14 protein-coding genes are annotated in these 14,365 nt (G+C 66.3%); 6 read left to right on the forward strand and 8 right to left on the reverse strand.

Annotated features, from left to right (window positions below; all coding sequences use genetic code 11):
* Positions 1–65: 65 nt before the first annotated feature.
* The gene (locus ACIHA7_RS15795; RefSeq protein ID WP_397289859.1) at positions 66–1,082 is read right to left on the reverse strand and encodes a crotonase/enoyl-CoA hydratase family protein; all 1,017 of its coding nucleotides are present in this window, start codon (positions 1,080–1,082) and stop codon (positions 66–68) included.
* An 87-nt stretch (positions 1,083–1,169) separates the two neighbouring features.
* On the opposite strand from ACIHA7_RS15795, the gene ACIHA7_RS15800 reads away from it, so the two are divergent.
* Entirely contained in the window at positions 1,170–2,804 is a 1,635-nt protein-coding gene (locus ACIHA7_RS15800; RefSeq protein ID WP_397289861.1) for an acyl-CoA dehydrogenase family protein, read from the forward strand.
* Between the two features lie 16 nt (positions 2,805–2,820).
* Here ACIHA7_RS15800 and ACIHA7_RS15805 read toward each other — a convergent pair whose 3' ends face one another.
* From ACIHA7_RS15805 to ACIHA7_RS15815, 3 genes are all read right to left on the reverse strand, one after another.
* Positions 2,821–3,546, reverse strand: coding sequence for a PaaX family transcriptional regulator C-terminal domain-containing protein (locus ACIHA7_RS15805; protein ID WP_397289863.1), 726 nt, complete (start codon positions 3,544–3,546; stop codon positions 2,821–2,823).
* 167 nt (positions 3,547–3,713) lie between these two features.
* Entirely contained in the window at positions 3,714–4,046 is a 333-nt protein-coding gene (locus tag ACIHA7_RS15810; RefSeq protein WP_397289865.1) for an Lsr2 family protein, read from the reverse strand.
* A gap of 122 nt (positions 4,047–4,168) precedes the next feature.
* Entirely contained in the window at positions 4,169–5,041 is an 873-nt protein-coding gene (locus tag ACIHA7_RS15815) for a LysR family transcriptional regulator ArgP (protein WP_397289867.1), read from the reverse strand.
* Between the two features lie 73 nt (positions 5,042–5,114).
* Between ACIHA7_RS15815 and ACIHA7_RS15820 the strand changes: the two genes are divergently transcribed.
* Both ACIHA7_RS15820 and ACIHA7_RS15825 read left to right on the forward strand, forming a co-directional pair.
* Positions 5,115–5,747: a LysE/ArgO family amino acid transporter gene (locus ACIHA7_RS15820; protein ID WP_397289869.1), complete on the forward strand. Its 633-nt coding sequence runs from the start codon at positions 5,115–5,117 to the stop codon at positions 5,745–5,747.
* Positions 5,748–5,992: 245 nt separating this feature from the next.
* Positions 5,993–6,244, forward strand: a complete 252-nt coding sequence (locus ACIHA7_RS15825; protein WP_107654943.1) for a CsbD family protein — start codon at positions 5,993–5,995, stop codon at positions 6,242–6,244.
* Between the two features lie 54 nt (positions 6,245–6,298).
* On the opposite strand, the gene ACIHA7_RS15830 is transcribed toward ACIHA7_RS15825, so the two are convergent.
* Both ACIHA7_RS15830 and ACIHA7_RS15835 read right to left on the reverse strand, forming a co-directional pair.
* Positions 6,299–7,327, reverse strand: a complete 1,029-nt coding sequence (locus ACIHA7_RS15830) for an FAD-dependent oxidoreductase (RefSeq protein ID WP_397289871.1) — start codon at positions 7,325–7,327, stop codon at positions 6,299–6,301.
* Positions 7,328–7,399: 72 nt separating this feature from the next.
* Positions 7,400–8,614 carry a lipase family protein gene (locus tag ACIHA7_RS15835; protein WP_397289873.1) on the reverse strand — a complete coding sequence of 405 codons (1,215 nt, stop codon included), beginning with the start codon at positions 8,612–8,614 and terminating at the stop codon, positions 7,400–7,402.
* Positions 8,615–8,841: 227 nt separating this feature from the next.
* Between ACIHA7_RS15835 and ACIHA7_RS15840 the strand changes: the two genes are divergently transcribed.
* The gene (locus tag ACIHA7_RS15840; protein WP_397290790.1) at positions 8,842–9,861 is read left to right on the forward strand and encodes a YdcF family protein; all 1,020 of its coding nucleotides are present in this window, start codon (positions 8,842–8,844) and stop codon (positions 9,859–9,861) included.
* Here ACIHA7_RS15840 and ACIHA7_RS15845 read toward each other — a convergent pair.
* Positions 9,849–10,610, reverse strand: a complete 762-nt coding sequence (locus ACIHA7_RS15845) for a glucose 1-dehydrogenase (RefSeq protein WP_397289875.1) — start codon at positions 10,608–10,610, stop codon at positions 9,849–9,851. The two genes, ACIHA7_RS15840 and ACIHA7_RS15845, sit on opposite strands and share 13 nt — an antisense overlap.
* 253 nt (positions 10,611–10,863) lie before the next feature.
* Here ACIHA7_RS15845 and ACIHA7_RS15850 point away from each other — a divergent pair, with 253 nt between their 5' ends.
* Positions 10,864–11,760, forward strand: a complete 897-nt coding sequence (locus ACIHA7_RS15850; RefSeq protein ID WP_397289877.1) for an alpha/beta fold hydrolase — start codon at positions 10,864–10,866, stop codon at positions 11,758–11,760.
* 55 nt (positions 11,761–11,815) lie between these two features.
* On the opposite strand, the gene ACIHA7_RS15855 is transcribed toward ACIHA7_RS15850, so the two are convergent.
* The gene (locus ACIHA7_RS15855; RefSeq protein ID WP_397289880.1) at positions 11,816–13,207 is read right to left on the reverse strand and encodes a wax ester/triacylglycerol synthase family O-acyltransferase; all 1,392 of its coding nucleotides are present in this window, start codon (positions 13,205–13,207) and stop codon (positions 11,816–11,818) included.
* Positions 13,208–13,457: 250 nt separating this feature from the next.
* Between ACIHA7_RS15855 and ACIHA7_RS15860 the strand changes: the two genes are divergently transcribed.
* Positions 13,458–14,357 carry a metal-dependent hydrolase gene (locus tag ACIHA7_RS15860; protein ID WP_397289882.1) on the forward strand — a complete coding sequence of 300 codons (900 nt, stop codon included), beginning with the start codon at positions 13,458–13,460 and terminating at the stop codon, positions 14,355–14,357.
* Positions 14,358–14,365 lie beyond the last annotated feature (8 nt).

The raw sequence follows: 14,365 nt of genomic DNA on the forward strand, positions 1-14,365 counted from the left end.
AAGCGGGTACCGAGGGTCGTCGCCGACCAATCGAACCCCGCGGCGTGCTCACCCATGAAAGACCACTACTTCTCGAACTGCGCCCGCTTCCAGTCCCCGTAGGGTTCGTCCCGCTCGCGCACAGCTGCCCTGAAACCTTCAGTGGCCGAACGTAATTGAAAGGCGTAACCCTCTCGAGTATGCCGAGAAATCCCATCGAAAACCGTGCTGATCATCCCCGAGTTGGCCACACCTTGCGCCAATAAAGCACTGTTGAGCGCCAGCTTCGCCATCATCAACTGATTGATCGGCATCCGCGCGATCCGTTCGAGCAACGCCTCGGTGCGTTCATCGAGTTCGTCGGCCGGCGCGGATTCGACTGCGAGACCCCACTCCTCGGCCTGCTTACCGGACAGGCAGTCACCGGTGAACAGCAGCCGTTTGGCGCGCTGGTCACCGAGGCGGTGTGCCCACATCCCGGCCGCCGGGATGCCCCAGACCCGAGTGGGCGGATACCCGATCTTGGTGTCGTCGGCGCAGATGATCTGGTCGGCGTAGAGCGCGATGTCGGTACCGCCCGCGACGGCGAAGCCGTGCAGTTTGGCGACGGTCGGCTTGTTGGCGTGCAGCAGGCTGGCGAAGCCGCGGTTGAACCGGCTCATCATCGCGTAGTCGACCATGGGATCCCAAGTCCCCCAGGGATTGTGGTTGCGGGCCTGGATCATCGGATCGAGCACGGTGCCTGCGGTGGAGTCCGCGTCGTCGCCGTGGAATCCGCTCTCCGCGAAGAGTGAGAGGTCGTATCCACCACAGAAACCCTTGCCGCGTCCCGAAACCACCATGACGTGCACGCGCGGGTCGAGGTCGGCCCGCTCGACCGCGTGCGCCAGCTCGATCGGGGTGTCGGAGGTGATGGCGTTGCCGTGTTCGGGCCGGTTGAAGGTTATTCGCGCGATCCGGCCGGTGACCTCGTAGGTGAGGGTGCGATAGCTGATGTCGGTCGGCGGCAGCTCGCGGTCGGCCCACGGCGAATCGGGGGCTTCGGTGAGTCCCTCATACCAGGCGGCCGGACGGGTCCCGGAATGATTCTCGAAGTCTGACAAGAGGCTTTCCTGACTGCAGCGGGGCGAACAACTTCTCCCGATATTACATACTTGTGCCAATTGACGGAACACTGTAATACTGATTTCATGCCCACCCACGCCGTTACCAACCAGGTTCCTCCGCTCGTCGACTACGACGCCGCCGAGCAGCCGGTGCTGCTCGAGGCGCTGCACCGCGCGGGCGCCGAGCACGCGCTCGACGAACTGCACGAGATCGGACGGCTGGCGGGCAGCGCCGAAGCCCTCGAACTCGGTGACCTCGCCGAGACACACCAACCGGTACTGAAGACACACGATCGTTATGGCAATCGCGTCGATGAGGTCGTCTACGACCCCAGTTATCACCGATTGATGACCTACGCGGTCGGCTTCGGGTTGCACGGCGCGGTGTGGGCCGACACCCGGCCGAACCCGCATCTGACCCGGGCCGCGAAACTGAGCGTGTGGGGTCCGGTCGACGCCGGGCACGGCTGCCCGATCTCGATGACCTACGCCGTGGTGCCCGCCTTGCGCGCCGCGCCGGAGCTGGCCGCACAATACGAACCTTTGCTGTGCGCGAAGGAATACGATCCCGTCCTGCGTGCGCCGCTGTCCAAGCGCGGCCTGATCGCCGGAATGTCGATGACGGAGAAGCAAGGCGGCTCGGACGTTCGGGCAAATACCACCGCCGCCACCCCGATGTCCGACGGCACCTATCGGATCACCGGTCACAAGTGGTTCACCTCCGCGCCGATGTCGGATGTGTTCCTGGTGCTGGCACAAGCTCCGGGCGGGCTCTCCTGCTTCTTCGTCCCGCGCGTGCTGCCCGACGGCACCCGCAATACCTTTGCGCTGCAACGGCTCAAGGACAAGCTGGGTAATCACTCCAATGCCAGCAGCGAGGTCGAGTACGACAACACCGTCGGCTGGCTGGTCGGTGCCGAAGGCCGCGGCGTGCCGACGATCATCGAGATGGTCAACCTGACCCGCCTGGACTGCACCATCGGCACCGCCACCGCGATGCGCACCGGGGTCGCCGCGGCCGCGCACCACGCCGCGCACCGCAGCGCGTTCGGCGCGACGCTGGCCGATCAACCGCTGATGCGTAATGTGCTGGCCGACCTCGCCATCGAGGCGGAGGCGGCGACCACGGTCGCGTTGTGGCTGGCCGACCTCACCGATCGCGCGACGGCCGGCGTGGACGGCGCCGACCAGTTGCGCCGGATCGCGTTGGCGGTGAGCAAATACTATGTGTGCAAACGCGGTCCGATCCACGCCGCCGAAGCGCTGGAATGCTTGGGCGGCAACGGATATGTCGAAGAATCGCGGATGCCGCGGTTGTATCGGGAAGCCCCGTTGATGTCGGTCTGGGAAGGATCGGGCAATGTCGCCGCACTCGACACTCTGCGTGCGATGGCCAAACAGCCGGAAACCCTCGGCGCCTATTTCGACGAGGTCAAACGCGCGGCCGGCGCCGACGCGCACCTGGACGCCGCGATCGCCCGGCTGGAGGGACAATTCGGCGACTTCGACACCATCCAGCACCGGGCCCGCCGCATCGTCGGCGATATGGCCCAGGTACTCCAGGCGTCACTGCTTGTTCGCTTCGGTCACCCGGCCGTCGCGGACGCCTTCACCGTGAGCAGGCTCGGCGGTGAGCACGGGGATGTTTTCGGTACCTTGCCCACCGGTATCGACAGCGCGGCGATCATTCAGCGAGCGACGCCCAAGACGAGCCGCTGAAACAGGCCGGAAGTTTTCAAGCGTCCGATGTGACGAGCAGGTGTTCGGCGAATGTCATGAATTCGGTACGGAACGCCGCGTATTCGGCGCGCAGCGGCAACCCCGGCCAGTCCGCGGGGAGCAGCGGATCGGGCAGCAAGGGATCATCGAGAATATGCCGCACCGCCGCTGCCGCCACCTCGAACCGCTCGCGCAGCGACGACGAACTCGCGAACTCGCCGAGCAACCGCTGCGCGTCGTGCGCCCAAACCCGCGGCGTGAAAAGGGTTTCCGCCAGCGCGACCGGTGAATCCTCTGGCGCCGCGGTGAACACCGACACCCGCCTGCCCGCATCCGGCCCGAGAACGATCTCGATGTTCGCGGGCCGGGTCCACACCCCTTCGCGCAATTCGCCGAGTTTGCGGGCGCGCATGGTATCTCGGAACGCGGTCCGCGCCGACGCGTCGTCACCGACCGCTGTCACCACCGCCAGATACCATTCGCCGTCCCAAGCTTTCACGACGGGACTCACCGCGGCGTCCTGCCTGCGCTGGCGCTCGATCAGCCGATCCGAGAGTCGATATACGCCGTTCGCGCGTTCCAGATCACCCATGGCGACCATCCGGGTCAGCGCGACCCGCACGGCCGATTGTTGCAGGCCCAGTTCCTCGGCTACCGAAACGATCCAGCTGACCGGTGCCTCGGCCGGATGCGCGCCGAGCAACGCACTGAGAATCGCCGACCGAGCGGTCAGCTTTCGCATGCGCTTCGCCACACACCCCGTCCTCTCCGAGTCACCGTCGGCCGAACTCCGGCCGACGAACCCGAAATTCTACCGATGCCGGCACCGGGACCACCCCGCGACATCGTCGCCGGAACTCCCGTGAACTGGCGATGTGCTCCAGACGAAGTCCGATTCCTCCGGTTTCGCTAGTTCGCGTTGTTATATGCCGCGACAATGTCGGCGGGGATGCGGCCGCGGGTCGATACGTTGTGGCCGTGCTTCCTGGCCCATTCCCGGATCGCCGCTGTTTGCTCGCGATCGGTCGCCGAAGTCGCTTTACCGCTGCCTTTGCGCTTCGCCCGTCCTGTCTTGCGCGCTTTTTCCGCCCAGGGCTCCAGTGTCACCCGCAGCTTGCCCGCGTTCTTGGTGGACAGATCGATCTCGTAGGCCACGCCATCGATCGAAAATTGAACTGTTTCATTCGCTTTCGACTTGCCATCGTAGTCGTCGACCAGGGTGACGGTGACTTTCTTGGCCATGGGATGCGTCCTTTGCGTAGTCACGGGTAATTGCTCGAAATACTAATACCGTATCGCATCGAACTCGGCGAGGAGAAAAGTACTGTGCCGCACAACTGCACGCGCATCGCCGGGTGCGCTAGTCAGCGCAGCGATTCCGCCGCTGTCGCGGCTATCGCAGCGGCCACCGCGCTCAATGCCGGTGAGTCGAGCCGCCATTGCTGCCAGTACAGCGGCACATCGATGAATGCCGCACCATCGATGGGCACCAGCTCGGTGGTAGTAAAATTGCGGGATTGCAGGTCCGGCAACATCCCCCAGCCCAATCCGAGCCGGACCGCCGCCAGGAAACCGGCAGAAGACGGAACGTAATGCCGCGGTGGATCGAGGGGTTGACGGCTGCGGCGGCGCAGGTGCCGGTCTTGCAGATCGTCTTTGCGATCGAATAGCACTACCGGTGCCGCCGCATAAGCCTTGGCGGTAGCACCGTCACCGAACCAGGTGCGCGCGAAGCGCGGTTCGGCCATCGGCCGATAGCGCATCGCGCCGAGTCGTTCGACTTTGCAGCCCTGCACCGGCGCGGCGGTGGCGGTGATCGCCGCCATGACCGTGCCGTCGCGGAGCAGCCGGGTGGTGTGTTCCTCGTCCTCGCGGTGGATCTCGAAACAGACACCGGGTGGCGCGGCGGCCAGCGCGGGCAGCACCCAGGTTTCCAGTGAGTCGGCGTTGACCGCGATGGGCAGCCGGGCCGGTCGGTGCGCCTCACCGAGCTCGCGGGCGGTGTCGACGGCGAGCAGGTCGATCTGCCTCGCCAGCCGCAGCACCGCGAGCCCGGATTCGGTGGCGCGCACCGGTTTTGTGCGCTGCAGCAGGACGCGGCCTGCCGCGTCTTCCAGCGCTTTGATCCGTTGGCTGACTGCGGACGGCGTGATCCGCAGGCTCTTGGCCGCTGCGTCGAAGGTGCCCTCGGTGACCGCCGCGTTCAACGCGCGGAGCTGATCCAGCTGGAGATCCATGTTAAGGAATCGTAATGGTAGTGCAGAAACTTTAGTTTGCCTGGAGATAATGTGCTGCTTAGCGTCGATGAATATGAACGTCTCCTCGGCGGCCGTGGCGGCCCTCTCCGGTCTCGGTGTCGGACTCTCGCTGATCGTGGCCATCGGCGCGCAGAACGCCTTCGTGCTGCGCCAGGGGGTGCGCAGGCAGCACATCTTCGCGGTGGTCGTGGTGTGCGCGCTGTCGGATGTGGTGCTGATCGCCGCGGGCGTCGCGGGATTCGGTACGGTCGTGCACTCGGTGCCCGGGGTACTCACGGTGGTTCGGTATGCGGGCGCCGCGTTTCTGCTCGGTTACGCCGCACTCGCGGCCCGCCGGGCGTTCGGGTCGGCGACGTTGGCCGCGGGGTCGGCGGGTGCGACGGTCGCGCTGGGTGCCACCGTGGCCACCTGTCTCGCCCTGACCTGGCTGAATCCGCATGTCTATCTGGACACAGTGGTACTGCTTGGTTCCATCGCGAGTACCTACGCCACCCCTGACCGGTGGTTCCTCGGGGCCGGCGCGATGGTCGGCAGCGTCGTCTGGTTCACCGCGCTGGGGTACGGCGCTTGCCTGCTCGGCCCATTGTTCGCCCGTCCGATGGCGTGGCGCGTGCTGGATTCCGCTATCGCCGTGGTGATGACGCTGCTGGCGGCGGGTCTGGTACTGGCCGGACCTTCGGCGTGAGGGCGAAAGTCGTTGATCATGACGTGGGTGGCTTCGATCTTCGGGTGAACGAAACCCGGCGTGTCACAGTCGAAACCAGAATGTTGCCGGTACTGCAATTATGAGTGTTGTTCAGCGAGAACCGGGTTCGCTGTTGTCCGGACGTGATGCGAGACACAGCCCGCACCATGTCCGTAACCGATTGGAGCCGAGGGGGCCGGGTATGCGGCGAATGACCGCCCACACCCCTAGTTGGAGGAGTAGTCATGACCAAGCACGACAGCGGACCGCGCGAGGCCGTCGAGGGCGTCGTCGAAGATGTCAAGGGCAAGGCCAAGGAAGCCGCGGGCATCGTCACCGGGAACGAAGGCCTGAAGAGCGAGGGCCGTGCCCAGCAGGACAAGGCCGAGTCCGAGCGTGAGGCCGCCAAGAAGGAAGCCGAGGCGGAGAAGGCTCGCGCCGAAGCCAACCTCGATGAGGCCAGGCAGAGCGCCTACGAGGGTGGCAAGGATTCCTAGTCGCACAGGTTTCTTTCGGCGGCGCGGGGACGAATTCGTCCCCGCGCCGCCGAGTTACGGTGCGCTGCGGAACATTTGAGCGGACGCGGCGCGCTCGGTGACGATCTCGCGCCGTCGCTCGGCCATTGCCGCGGCCGGTGCACCGCCACCGGTGATCGCCGCGGTGAGCGCCGCCGCGTCCTCGATGGCGTCGCGGGCACCGACACCCGCGGCCGGTGTGATCGCGTGGTCGGCATCGCCGCACAGAATCACCGGGGCCTGTGGTGCCCGCGCGCCGGCCAGCGGCACGGTCCGCGCGTTGGAGACGTGCACGGTGCCGGTCGCGGCCAGCATGGTTTCGGCGAGTTCGGTAATCGCCTTGGTGCCGAGCAGAATCGGCTCGACCCACCGGTCGATCGGCTGAGATCCGACCTCTGCCACCGGGAGCGGTGCCCGGGTGAGGCGAGTGAACCACAGCGATACCTCGCTGTTCCAGAAGTGCCCGAAGGTACTGACGGGTCTGCCGTCATCGTCGAGGTGTCGGTGGAAGTGCAGCACGGACGGTTCGGTGCTCGGCCGAATCGGCCGGTTGGTGACGCCGTAAACGACTAGCTGACCGGCGTATTCGGCCACGCGCTCGGGTTCGAGGCGCTGGCGCGCGAGCGAATCGATGCCGTCGGCGGCGATGATCACGTCATCGGCCGGAAGTCGTCGTTCTCCGCTGTACAGTGCCCCGTCGACGCCGTTCAGCTCGGTGACAGGAGTGTCGTAGTGCATGGCAGCCGTTGTGGCAGCGGCGAATTCGGTCAGGACCCGCATAAGGTCGGCGCGCAAATACATGCGGCGATCGGTACCGGCGCCGCCGCGCACCACCCCGGCACGATCCGTCGCACGCAGCTCGGCCAGCGGATGCGACGCCGCGTGCAGCCGGTCTATCGAGACGCCCAACCGCGCCATGGCGGTATGTGCCCGATCATCCAGTGCCAGAAAGGCTCCCGTGCCGACGGCCGGTTGGCTTTCGCACACCGTGACCGGGTGGCCGGCGCGTGCCAGTGCGCCTGCCAGCAACGTGCCCGCGATGCCGCCGCCGATGATCGTGACCATGCCCCCACCTTAGGTCGCCCGACCCGGGTGCGGCGCAGTCGCGCACCCGGATCGGGACTTCGTGCTGGGCGATCAGCAGTCGGTCGGCGCAGGCACGCCGCGCAACCGGTCGTCGAGCCACGACATCGCGGCCGGAGCGCCGAGCACCGCGGTGGTCAGATGGTCCGGGCTCGGAATCAGCTCCGAATCGACGCGCGCGCCCGCCGCGCAGTACCGGCGCACCGTATTGTCTATCGAGGCGACTGGAATCAGCGCGTCCTCCCGCGAACGCCATTGGTAGATAGGCATTTTCGGCACGCCCTCGTAGAGTTCCAGGCTGTTCTCCTCGAGCACCGACCGGGCACTCGGGTCCTCGGCCAGCGCGGTGGAGCTGGCCACGTCGAGCACGCTGCGACCGGCGCCGGCCGCCAGGATTTCGTTGGTGCAGCCGTTGGCGATCTGGTCGCGCATGGCCCGGCCGGTGGCGTTCAGACTGTCGCTGATCGGCAGTCGCGTCGGGTACTCCCGCTCCAGCCCGATGGCCGCGGCGAACGCCAGCCCGAACGCCGGATGCCTGGAGTAGCCGAGCCCCTCGGTCATCTTCACCAGGTTCATCGGAACGCCGCCCTCGGCCGCGCCGACGATCTCGAGTTCCGGTGCGTAGGTCGGCGCGAGCGCGGCCGCCCAGCCCGTGGCCATGCCGCCGCCGGAGTAGCCGAACATCGCCACCGGGCTCTCGGCGACACCGAGTTCGGCGACCCGACGGGCCGCCCGGATACCGTCGAGCGTGATCATTCCGCCCAGCTTGGCCGCCCCGTAGGCGCTGGTCGGCCCGAGATGGTCGGGCAGCGCCACCGACCAGCCGCGCAGCAGCACCGCGTTGAGGGCGGGTGCCTCGCGGACAACGAGATTCGGGTCGGCCGTGTAGAGCACCCGCGAGACAGCGCACTGGGCGCCGAGGCCGTTGATGATGTGCTGATAGGACAGCAGCGGCGCACCGGGTGCATGGCCGGGCGGGGTCAGCACGGTAGTGGTGGCTGCGATCGGGTTACCCGCCGAATTGGTGGACCGGAACTTGATCATCGTGACGGTGGTGCCCGGGAAGCTGAGCAACGGTGGCATCGAGCGGACACCGAGCACGTCGCCTGGTTTCGCCCGATCCAGATCCGCGGGCGCCGCGTAGAAGGGATCCGGGTCCGGCAGCGGGTAGATCGGTTGCGCCGCAGCGGTACCCGGCACGACGGCCACGTGGGCGACCGAAATCAACAGTGCGACAACGGCGAGCGCGGGGCGGATGTGTCCAAGCATGGCGATGAGCGACTCCCATTCATCACGACATTCACGGGGATTGTGGGGCATGTGGAAAGTCGAATAATCCGAAAATTAGCCGTGAATAATCGCCCGGCCGGTGTTCGGACGAGCGACACGATATGGGAAAAAGGGAAAGCCGGGCGGGAGCCGCGCCGTGCGGAAGAATCGACAACGGCCGGGCGGCGCCACCCGATTGCCGGCTGGCCGGTTACGGTGGCCTGGTGATGCTGCTCGTAGTCGGCCTCGGTCTGTTGGGTGTGTTCCTGCTGCGGTTCCGCAGCGATCGGCGGCGGCTGAGCAACGGTGTGTTTCTGCTGCTCGGGTTGGCATTCGCCGGTGTCTGGCTGATCGGCTCCGGCGCCAAGGGTGACCTGCCCGTTGTGCTGGCCGGCCTGCTCGTGCTGTTGTCGCCGCTGCTCGTGCTCGTGCTCGCCGGTTTGCTGATGGTCAACGGCGGGCAGATGGTTCGCCGCGAAGGATTGCGTCTGGCGAATCTGCTTCCGCTCGGACTCGGCGTCGCCCTGCTCGTGCCCTATGTGTGGCTCGCGGTGGCCATTTTCACCGGCGATATCTGGGTCGTCGTGATTTTGGCGTCGGTGACCATGGCGGTGAGCTACATCGGATTCCTGTTCGCCAGTTTCCTGCTGTATTCACTGTTCTACGGGGCGTTGCCCTATCGGCCCGGCATGGACGCGATTGTCGTGCACGGCTCCGGCCTGGTCGGCGCGCGAGTGCCGCCGCTGCTGGCGAGTCGCCTGGATCGCGCCATCGAGGTGTACCGCGCCGAGCGCGCGGCAGGACGCAGGCCGCTGCTGATCACCAGCGGCGGCAAGGGTTCCGACGAGGCCGTGTCGGAGGCCTCGGCGATGGCGAGCTACCTCATCGACAACGGTGTGCCCGCCGACAGTGTTGTGCAGGAGGACCGTTCGACGACGACGCGGGAAAACCTGCTCTTCACCAAGCGGTTACTGGGCGAGCGCGGCGAATCCACCCGAATGGTGCTGGTGACCAGCAACTTTCATATCCTGCGCACGGCGATACTGGCTCGGCGCCTCGATCTCGACGCCGAGGTGACCGGTTCGCGGACGGCGTTCTACTACCTGCCCTCGGCGATTCTGCGCGAGTTCGCCGCGATCGTCGTGGCCTACAAGTGGGTCAATGTGCTCACCTGTGCCGCGCTGATGGCGCTGCCGGTGTTGGCGCTACTGCTCACCCGCGATATGCCGCACAACTACGGGGACTGAGGCAGATCGTCGAACGGCTTGTGCGGGATACCGACGGTGAGCCCCCCGTCGATGACGAATTCGGCACCGGTCGAGTAGGACGATTCGTCGCTGGCCAGGAAGGTGATCAACGCGGCGACCTCGGACGGGTCGGCGGCGCGGCCCATCGGGATCTGCAGGAACTCCGCGGGGATGCCCTCGGTCATCGGCGTAGTGATCAGGCCGGGGTGTACCGAGTTGACCCGAATGTTGTGCTGCGCCAACTCGAGTGCCGTGGACTTGGTCAGGCCGCGGACAGCGAATTTGGTCGCGACGTAGCCGTGCAGGCCGACGCTGCCGCGCATGCCTTCGACGGAGGAGATATTGATGATCGAGCCGCCGCCCGCCTCGGTCATCGCGGGGGTTGCGGCCTGCATGCCGAGGAACGTGCCGGTGAGATTGATGTCGATGATCCGCTGCCATTCGGCCAGTTCGAAGTCGACGAGCAGGTTGCCGTTGGCGATGCCCGCGTTGTTCACCAGGACGTTGAGCGAGCCGAACCGCTGCACCGTCTCGGCGACCGCGCCCTGCCAATCGCCCGGTTCACGCACGTCGAGGTGCACGTAGGCGGCGGCGTCGCCCAGTTCCTTGGCGACCGCGGCGCCTTCCTCGTCGAGCACGTCGCCCAGGACCACGCGGGCGTCCTCGGCCACCATGGCCTTGGCGTGTGCGGCGCCCATGCCGCGGGCGCCGCCGCTGATCAACGCCACTTTGCCGGTCAACCGCCCCATCGCGGCACCTCCGTCTCTCGTTCGTCCACGCCCAACGTACTAGAACAAGTTACAGAAGTGCGCCGGATCGGGTGCTGGTCTCGCATCCGATCGTGCCATATCGCTTCGCGTATCGGGGAAAAGTGTTGCGAGCCTGGGTATTCGGAGCGGCCACCGCAATTGATGCGGATTCGGTGTCCGGTCCCTGTCGCCGCTGTGGCATCATCGTGTAGAACACGTTCTAATTCTGTCCGCGATCCGCGGGAGGCGCACGATGACGAACTCACGATCCACGGCGGCGCTGCGCCGGTTCGCCAGGCGGGTGCCCGACATCGCCGAGGTCCCCGGCGGGCGACTGGTCGAATTGCCGGGACGCGGCCGCACCTATGTGGTCGACATCGCCGGGCCGGAAGGTGCGCCCGCGCTGGTCCTGCTGCACGGCACCGGCTGCACCGCCTACCTGAACTGGTTTCCCGCGCTGGCGGCACTGGCCGAGCGATACCGGGTGATCCTGTTCGACCAGCGCTGGCATGGCCGGGGCATCCGCTCCGAGCGGTTCTCGGTGGACGACTGCGCCGACGACGTCGCCGCCGTACTCGACGCGCTCGGCGTGCCACAGGCGATCTGCGCGGGCTACTCGCTCGGTGGTGTGGTGAGTCTGGCGGCCGCGCATCGGCATCCGGATCGGGTGAGTGGGCTGGTGCTGTGCGCCACCCCGTATCGGTTCCAGGAGAAGTGGCGTGAGCGCGCCTTTCATCAGGCGTTCGGCGCGTTCGCCGCGGCGTTCGGACCCTATTCCTTCCGGCGTATCGAGCAATTCGCCGGTCGGCTGCCGGAGCTACCGGAAATCGCTTGGGCACCAGGCAGCTTGGAGCGCTGGGCGCTCACCGAGTTGCGCAGCACCAGCGGCTGGGCGATCACCCAGGTGATCGGTGAGGTCGGACGATTCGACGCGACCGCGTGGTTGCCGACCTTGAAAATGCCTACCGCAGTGGTCATCACGACGCGGGACCGGGCCATTCCGGTCTATCGGCAGTTGGAGATGGCGACCATGATCCCCGGGGCCAGTATCCATCTGATCAAGGCGGGGCACACGGCCTGTGTGCTGGAGGCCGAGCTGTTCGTGCCCGCGCTGCTCGAAGCCTGCGGGGCGGTCGCCGCGCGAGTGTGAGAGTGCGGCTCGGCGCCTGTTCGGCGGCGATGACGAACAGGCGCCTAGTTGCCGGTCATCCCAGTTGCCGAGCGGCGGCGAGCAATTCGGCGACCACGTCGGGGACCGCGTCGGCGAGCTCGGCGATGTCGGGCACCAGCTCCTTGCAGGCGATGAAGCCGAAGTCCAGATCGTCGTTGTTCGATATCACGGTCACCGTGAGCCCGGCGCCGTGGAAGACCGGGCCGAACGGATACATCCCGTCCACCCGCACGCCGAGAAAGTAGAGCGGCATCGGCGGGCCAGGCACATTCGATACCACCAGGTTGTGCACCACCGGATGGTGCTCGGCCAGCTTCAGCGACGAGTACACCCGCGCGGCGAGCTGAAAGGTGTTCGGCGGGGCATACTTCGACCAGTCCTGGAGGAAGTCAGCGCCGATCAGGTCGTGTTCCTCCTTGGCGCTGCGGTTGTCCTCGGCTACTTGCCGCAGACGTTGCACGGGGTCCGCGATGTCGGTGCCGAGGCGGGCGAACAGCGTGGACACCTTGTTGATACCCGCGGTGTGCCGCGAGGATTCGTGCACCGAGACCGGCACCGACGCGACCAGCGATCGGTCGGGCAGTTCGTCGTGCTTCTCCAGATAGGCCCGCAGCACCCCCGCGACGATGGTCAGCACCACGTCGTTGATCTTCACCCCGAAGGCGGACTTGATCTCCTTGATGGTGCCCAGTTCCGCGTCGGTGAACGCGACCGCGCGATGCGGGGTGATGGCCAGGTTGAACGGCGTGCGCGGCGCGGAGAACGGTAACGCCATGCCCGCCTTGTCCTTCCGGCGGCGTTGTGCGAAACCGGCGACCATGCCCAGGGTTTTCGGCACCATGCCGACGATGCCCGCTTTGGTCGGGAACTTGACCACTGCCTTGGCCAGCAGTTGCCAATCGTTGGGGCTCGGTTCCGGTCGCCATTGCTCGGCGGGTGGGGTCTTGGCCGCATCCGGTTCCAGATCGCACAGGTGCATCATCATGTTCGTGCCGGTGATGCCGTCCACCGCGGCGTGGTGGTACTTGCAGATCACCGCGATCTTGCCGTCGTCGAGGCCTTCCACCACCGACATCTCCCAGAGCGGGCGGTCGCGGTCCATCGGCCGGCTGGCGATGTCGCCGACCAGCTCGGCCAGCTCGCGGCGGCCCGCGGGCGCGGGGATACCGATGCGCCGAAGGTGATAGTCCAGGTCGAAGTTCTGATCCTCCACCCAGACCGGGTGATCGAGATTGAACGGAACCTCGTAGACGCGGCGGCGCATCTGCGGAATGAGGGGTAGGCGCCTGCCTAGCTCGGCTTTGAATTTCTCGAAGGAATAATCCCCTGAGCTGGGGTCGAGGATCAGCAGAGCACACACATGCAGGTGCTGGGTCCCGGTTTCCAGGTACAGAAAGCTGGCATCCAATCCGGTTAGTCGTTCCATAGCGGAAGACTACTAGAACGCGTTCTAGTTTTGGCCGGAACGGGAGCGAGGTGGCTCACAGTGCACGGCTCTAATGTCAAGGGGGGTGGCGGTATTGGTGGGCGGCCGCGGTCCGGTGCGCGCGCCGGGGCTGAATGTCCTTCGAGGTGGCCACGGATCTTCATGTAACCCGTAGTTGCATGTATGTGTATGATGTTTGCTACAGCCATGCAGGAAGGCGCGCGACGACGCGGTCGTGAGAGGAGTACCGATGAAGCTACTTCGGCGGGGCCGAGGGCCGGATACCGATCCGGGCGAGGTAGCACTGCACGCACGCAATGTGCAGTTCCAATGGGCCGACACGCCGCTGCACTGGATGCCTGCCGAGCCGATCGCCTCGCACCTGATCAACTCGCTGAATCTGCTGCTGCCCGAGGGGGAGCGCATGTTCTGCGCCGCGTACACCGAGGCGCTGCCGTTCGTGAAGGACGACAAGTTGCGGGAGGCCATGCTCGGCTTCATCGGCCAGGAGTCCATGCACGCCGAGACACACGACAAGGTGCTCAACGAGGTGCTCGCCGCGCACGGCATCGACCCGGAACCCTATGTGCGCCAAGCCGAATACCTGTTCCGCAAAACGCTCGGCCCGAAGGCCGCCGACGGCGTCGCGCAGCGTCAGGTGATGGTGGAGCGGTTGGCGTTCATCGCCTGCCTCGAGCATTTCTTCGCCTACCTCGGCGACTGGGTGCTCAACGCCGACCTGGAGAAGTTCGGCGCCGACCCGCGGATCGCGGATCTGTTCCGCTGGCACGGCGCCGAGGAGGTCGAACACCGGCACGTGGCCCACGATGTCGCGGTCTACTTCGGCGCGGGCTACGTGCGGCGCGCGGCGATCATGACGATCGTCTTCCCGATCTTCATCACGCTGGTGGTGCGCGGCACCAAATTCATGGTGCACCAGGACCCTTCGCTGCCCGACCTCGGCTACCCCCGGCTGATCAAGCGGGTGCTCGGCGCGATGTGGCGTGGGGCGCTGCCCGGCGTGCCGTCGCTGCTGTGGAGCGCGCTGTCCACCTTCAAGCCCGGCTACGACCCCGAGACGGTCGGGTCCACCGCGCAGGCGGTGGCATACCTGGCGAAATCGCCTGCCGCGCAGGCGGTCGCGTCGTGACGGAATCG

Origin of the sequence: Nocardia sp. NPDC052316, from assembly GCF_044547795.1 — a bacterium.
Taxonomy (GTDB): Bacteria; Actinomycetota; Actinomycetes; order Mycobacteriales; family Mycobacteriaceae; genus Nocardia.

What these genes read in the sequence shown, in the direction of transcription:
- ACIHA7_RS15815 (WP_397289867.1), bottom strand. Translation starts at nt 5,041, where the DNA reads ATGGATCTCCAGCTGGATCAGCTCCGCGCGTTGAACGCGGCGGTCACC.
- ACIHA7_RS15835 (WP_397289873.1), bottom strand. Translation starts at nt 8,614, where the DNA reads ATGCTTGGACACATCCGCCCCGCGCTCGCCGTTGTCGCACTGTTGATT.
- ACIHA7_RS15840 (WP_397290790.1), top strand. Translation starts at nt 8,842, where the DNA reads ATGCTGCTCGTAGTCGGCCTCGGTCTGTTGGGTGTGTTCCTGCTGCGG.
- ACIHA7_RS15805 (WP_397289863.1), bottom strand. Translation starts at nt 3,546, where the DNA reads ATGCGAAAGCTGACCGCTCGGTCGGCGATTCTCAGTGCGTTGCTCGGC.
- ACIHA7_RS15800 (WP_397289861.1), top strand. Translation starts at nt 1,170, where the DNA reads ATGCCCACCCACGCCGTTACCAACCAGGTTCCTCCGCTCGTCGACTAC.
- ACIHA7_RS15845 (WP_397289875.1), bottom strand. Translation starts at nt 10,610, where the DNA reads ATGGGGCGGTTGACCGGCAAAGTGGCGTTGATCAGCGGCGGCGCCCGC.
- ACIHA7_RS15855 (WP_397289880.1), bottom strand. Translation starts at nt 13,207, where the DNA reads ATGGAACGACTAACCGGATTGGATGCCAGCTTTCTGTACCTGGAAACC.
- ACIHA7_RS15830 (WP_397289871.1), bottom strand. Translation starts at nt 7,327, where the DNA reads ATGGTCACGATCATCGGCGGCGGCATCGCGGGCACGTTGCTGGCAGGC.
- ACIHA7_RS15820 (WP_397289869.1), top strand. Translation starts at nt 5,115, where the DNA reads ATGAACGTCTCCTCGGCGGCCGTGGCGGCCCTCTCCGGTCTCGGTGTC.
- ACIHA7_RS15825 (WP_107654943.1), top strand. Translation starts at nt 5,993, where the DNA reads ATGACCAAGCACGACAGCGGACCGCGCGAGGCCGTCGAGGGCGTCGTC.
- ACIHA7_RS15850 (WP_397289877.1), top strand. Translation starts at nt 10,864, where the DNA reads ATGACGAACTCACGATCCACGGCGGCGCTGCGCCGGTTCGCCAGGCGG.
- ACIHA7_RS15860 (WP_397289882.1), top strand. Translation starts at nt 13,458, where the DNA reads ATGAAGCTACTTCGGCGGGGCCGAGGGCCGGATACCGATCCGGGCGAG.
- ACIHA7_RS15810 (WP_397289865.1), bottom strand. Translation starts at nt 4,046, where the DNA reads ATGGCCAAGAAAGTCACCGTCACCCTGGTCGACGACTACGATGGCAAG.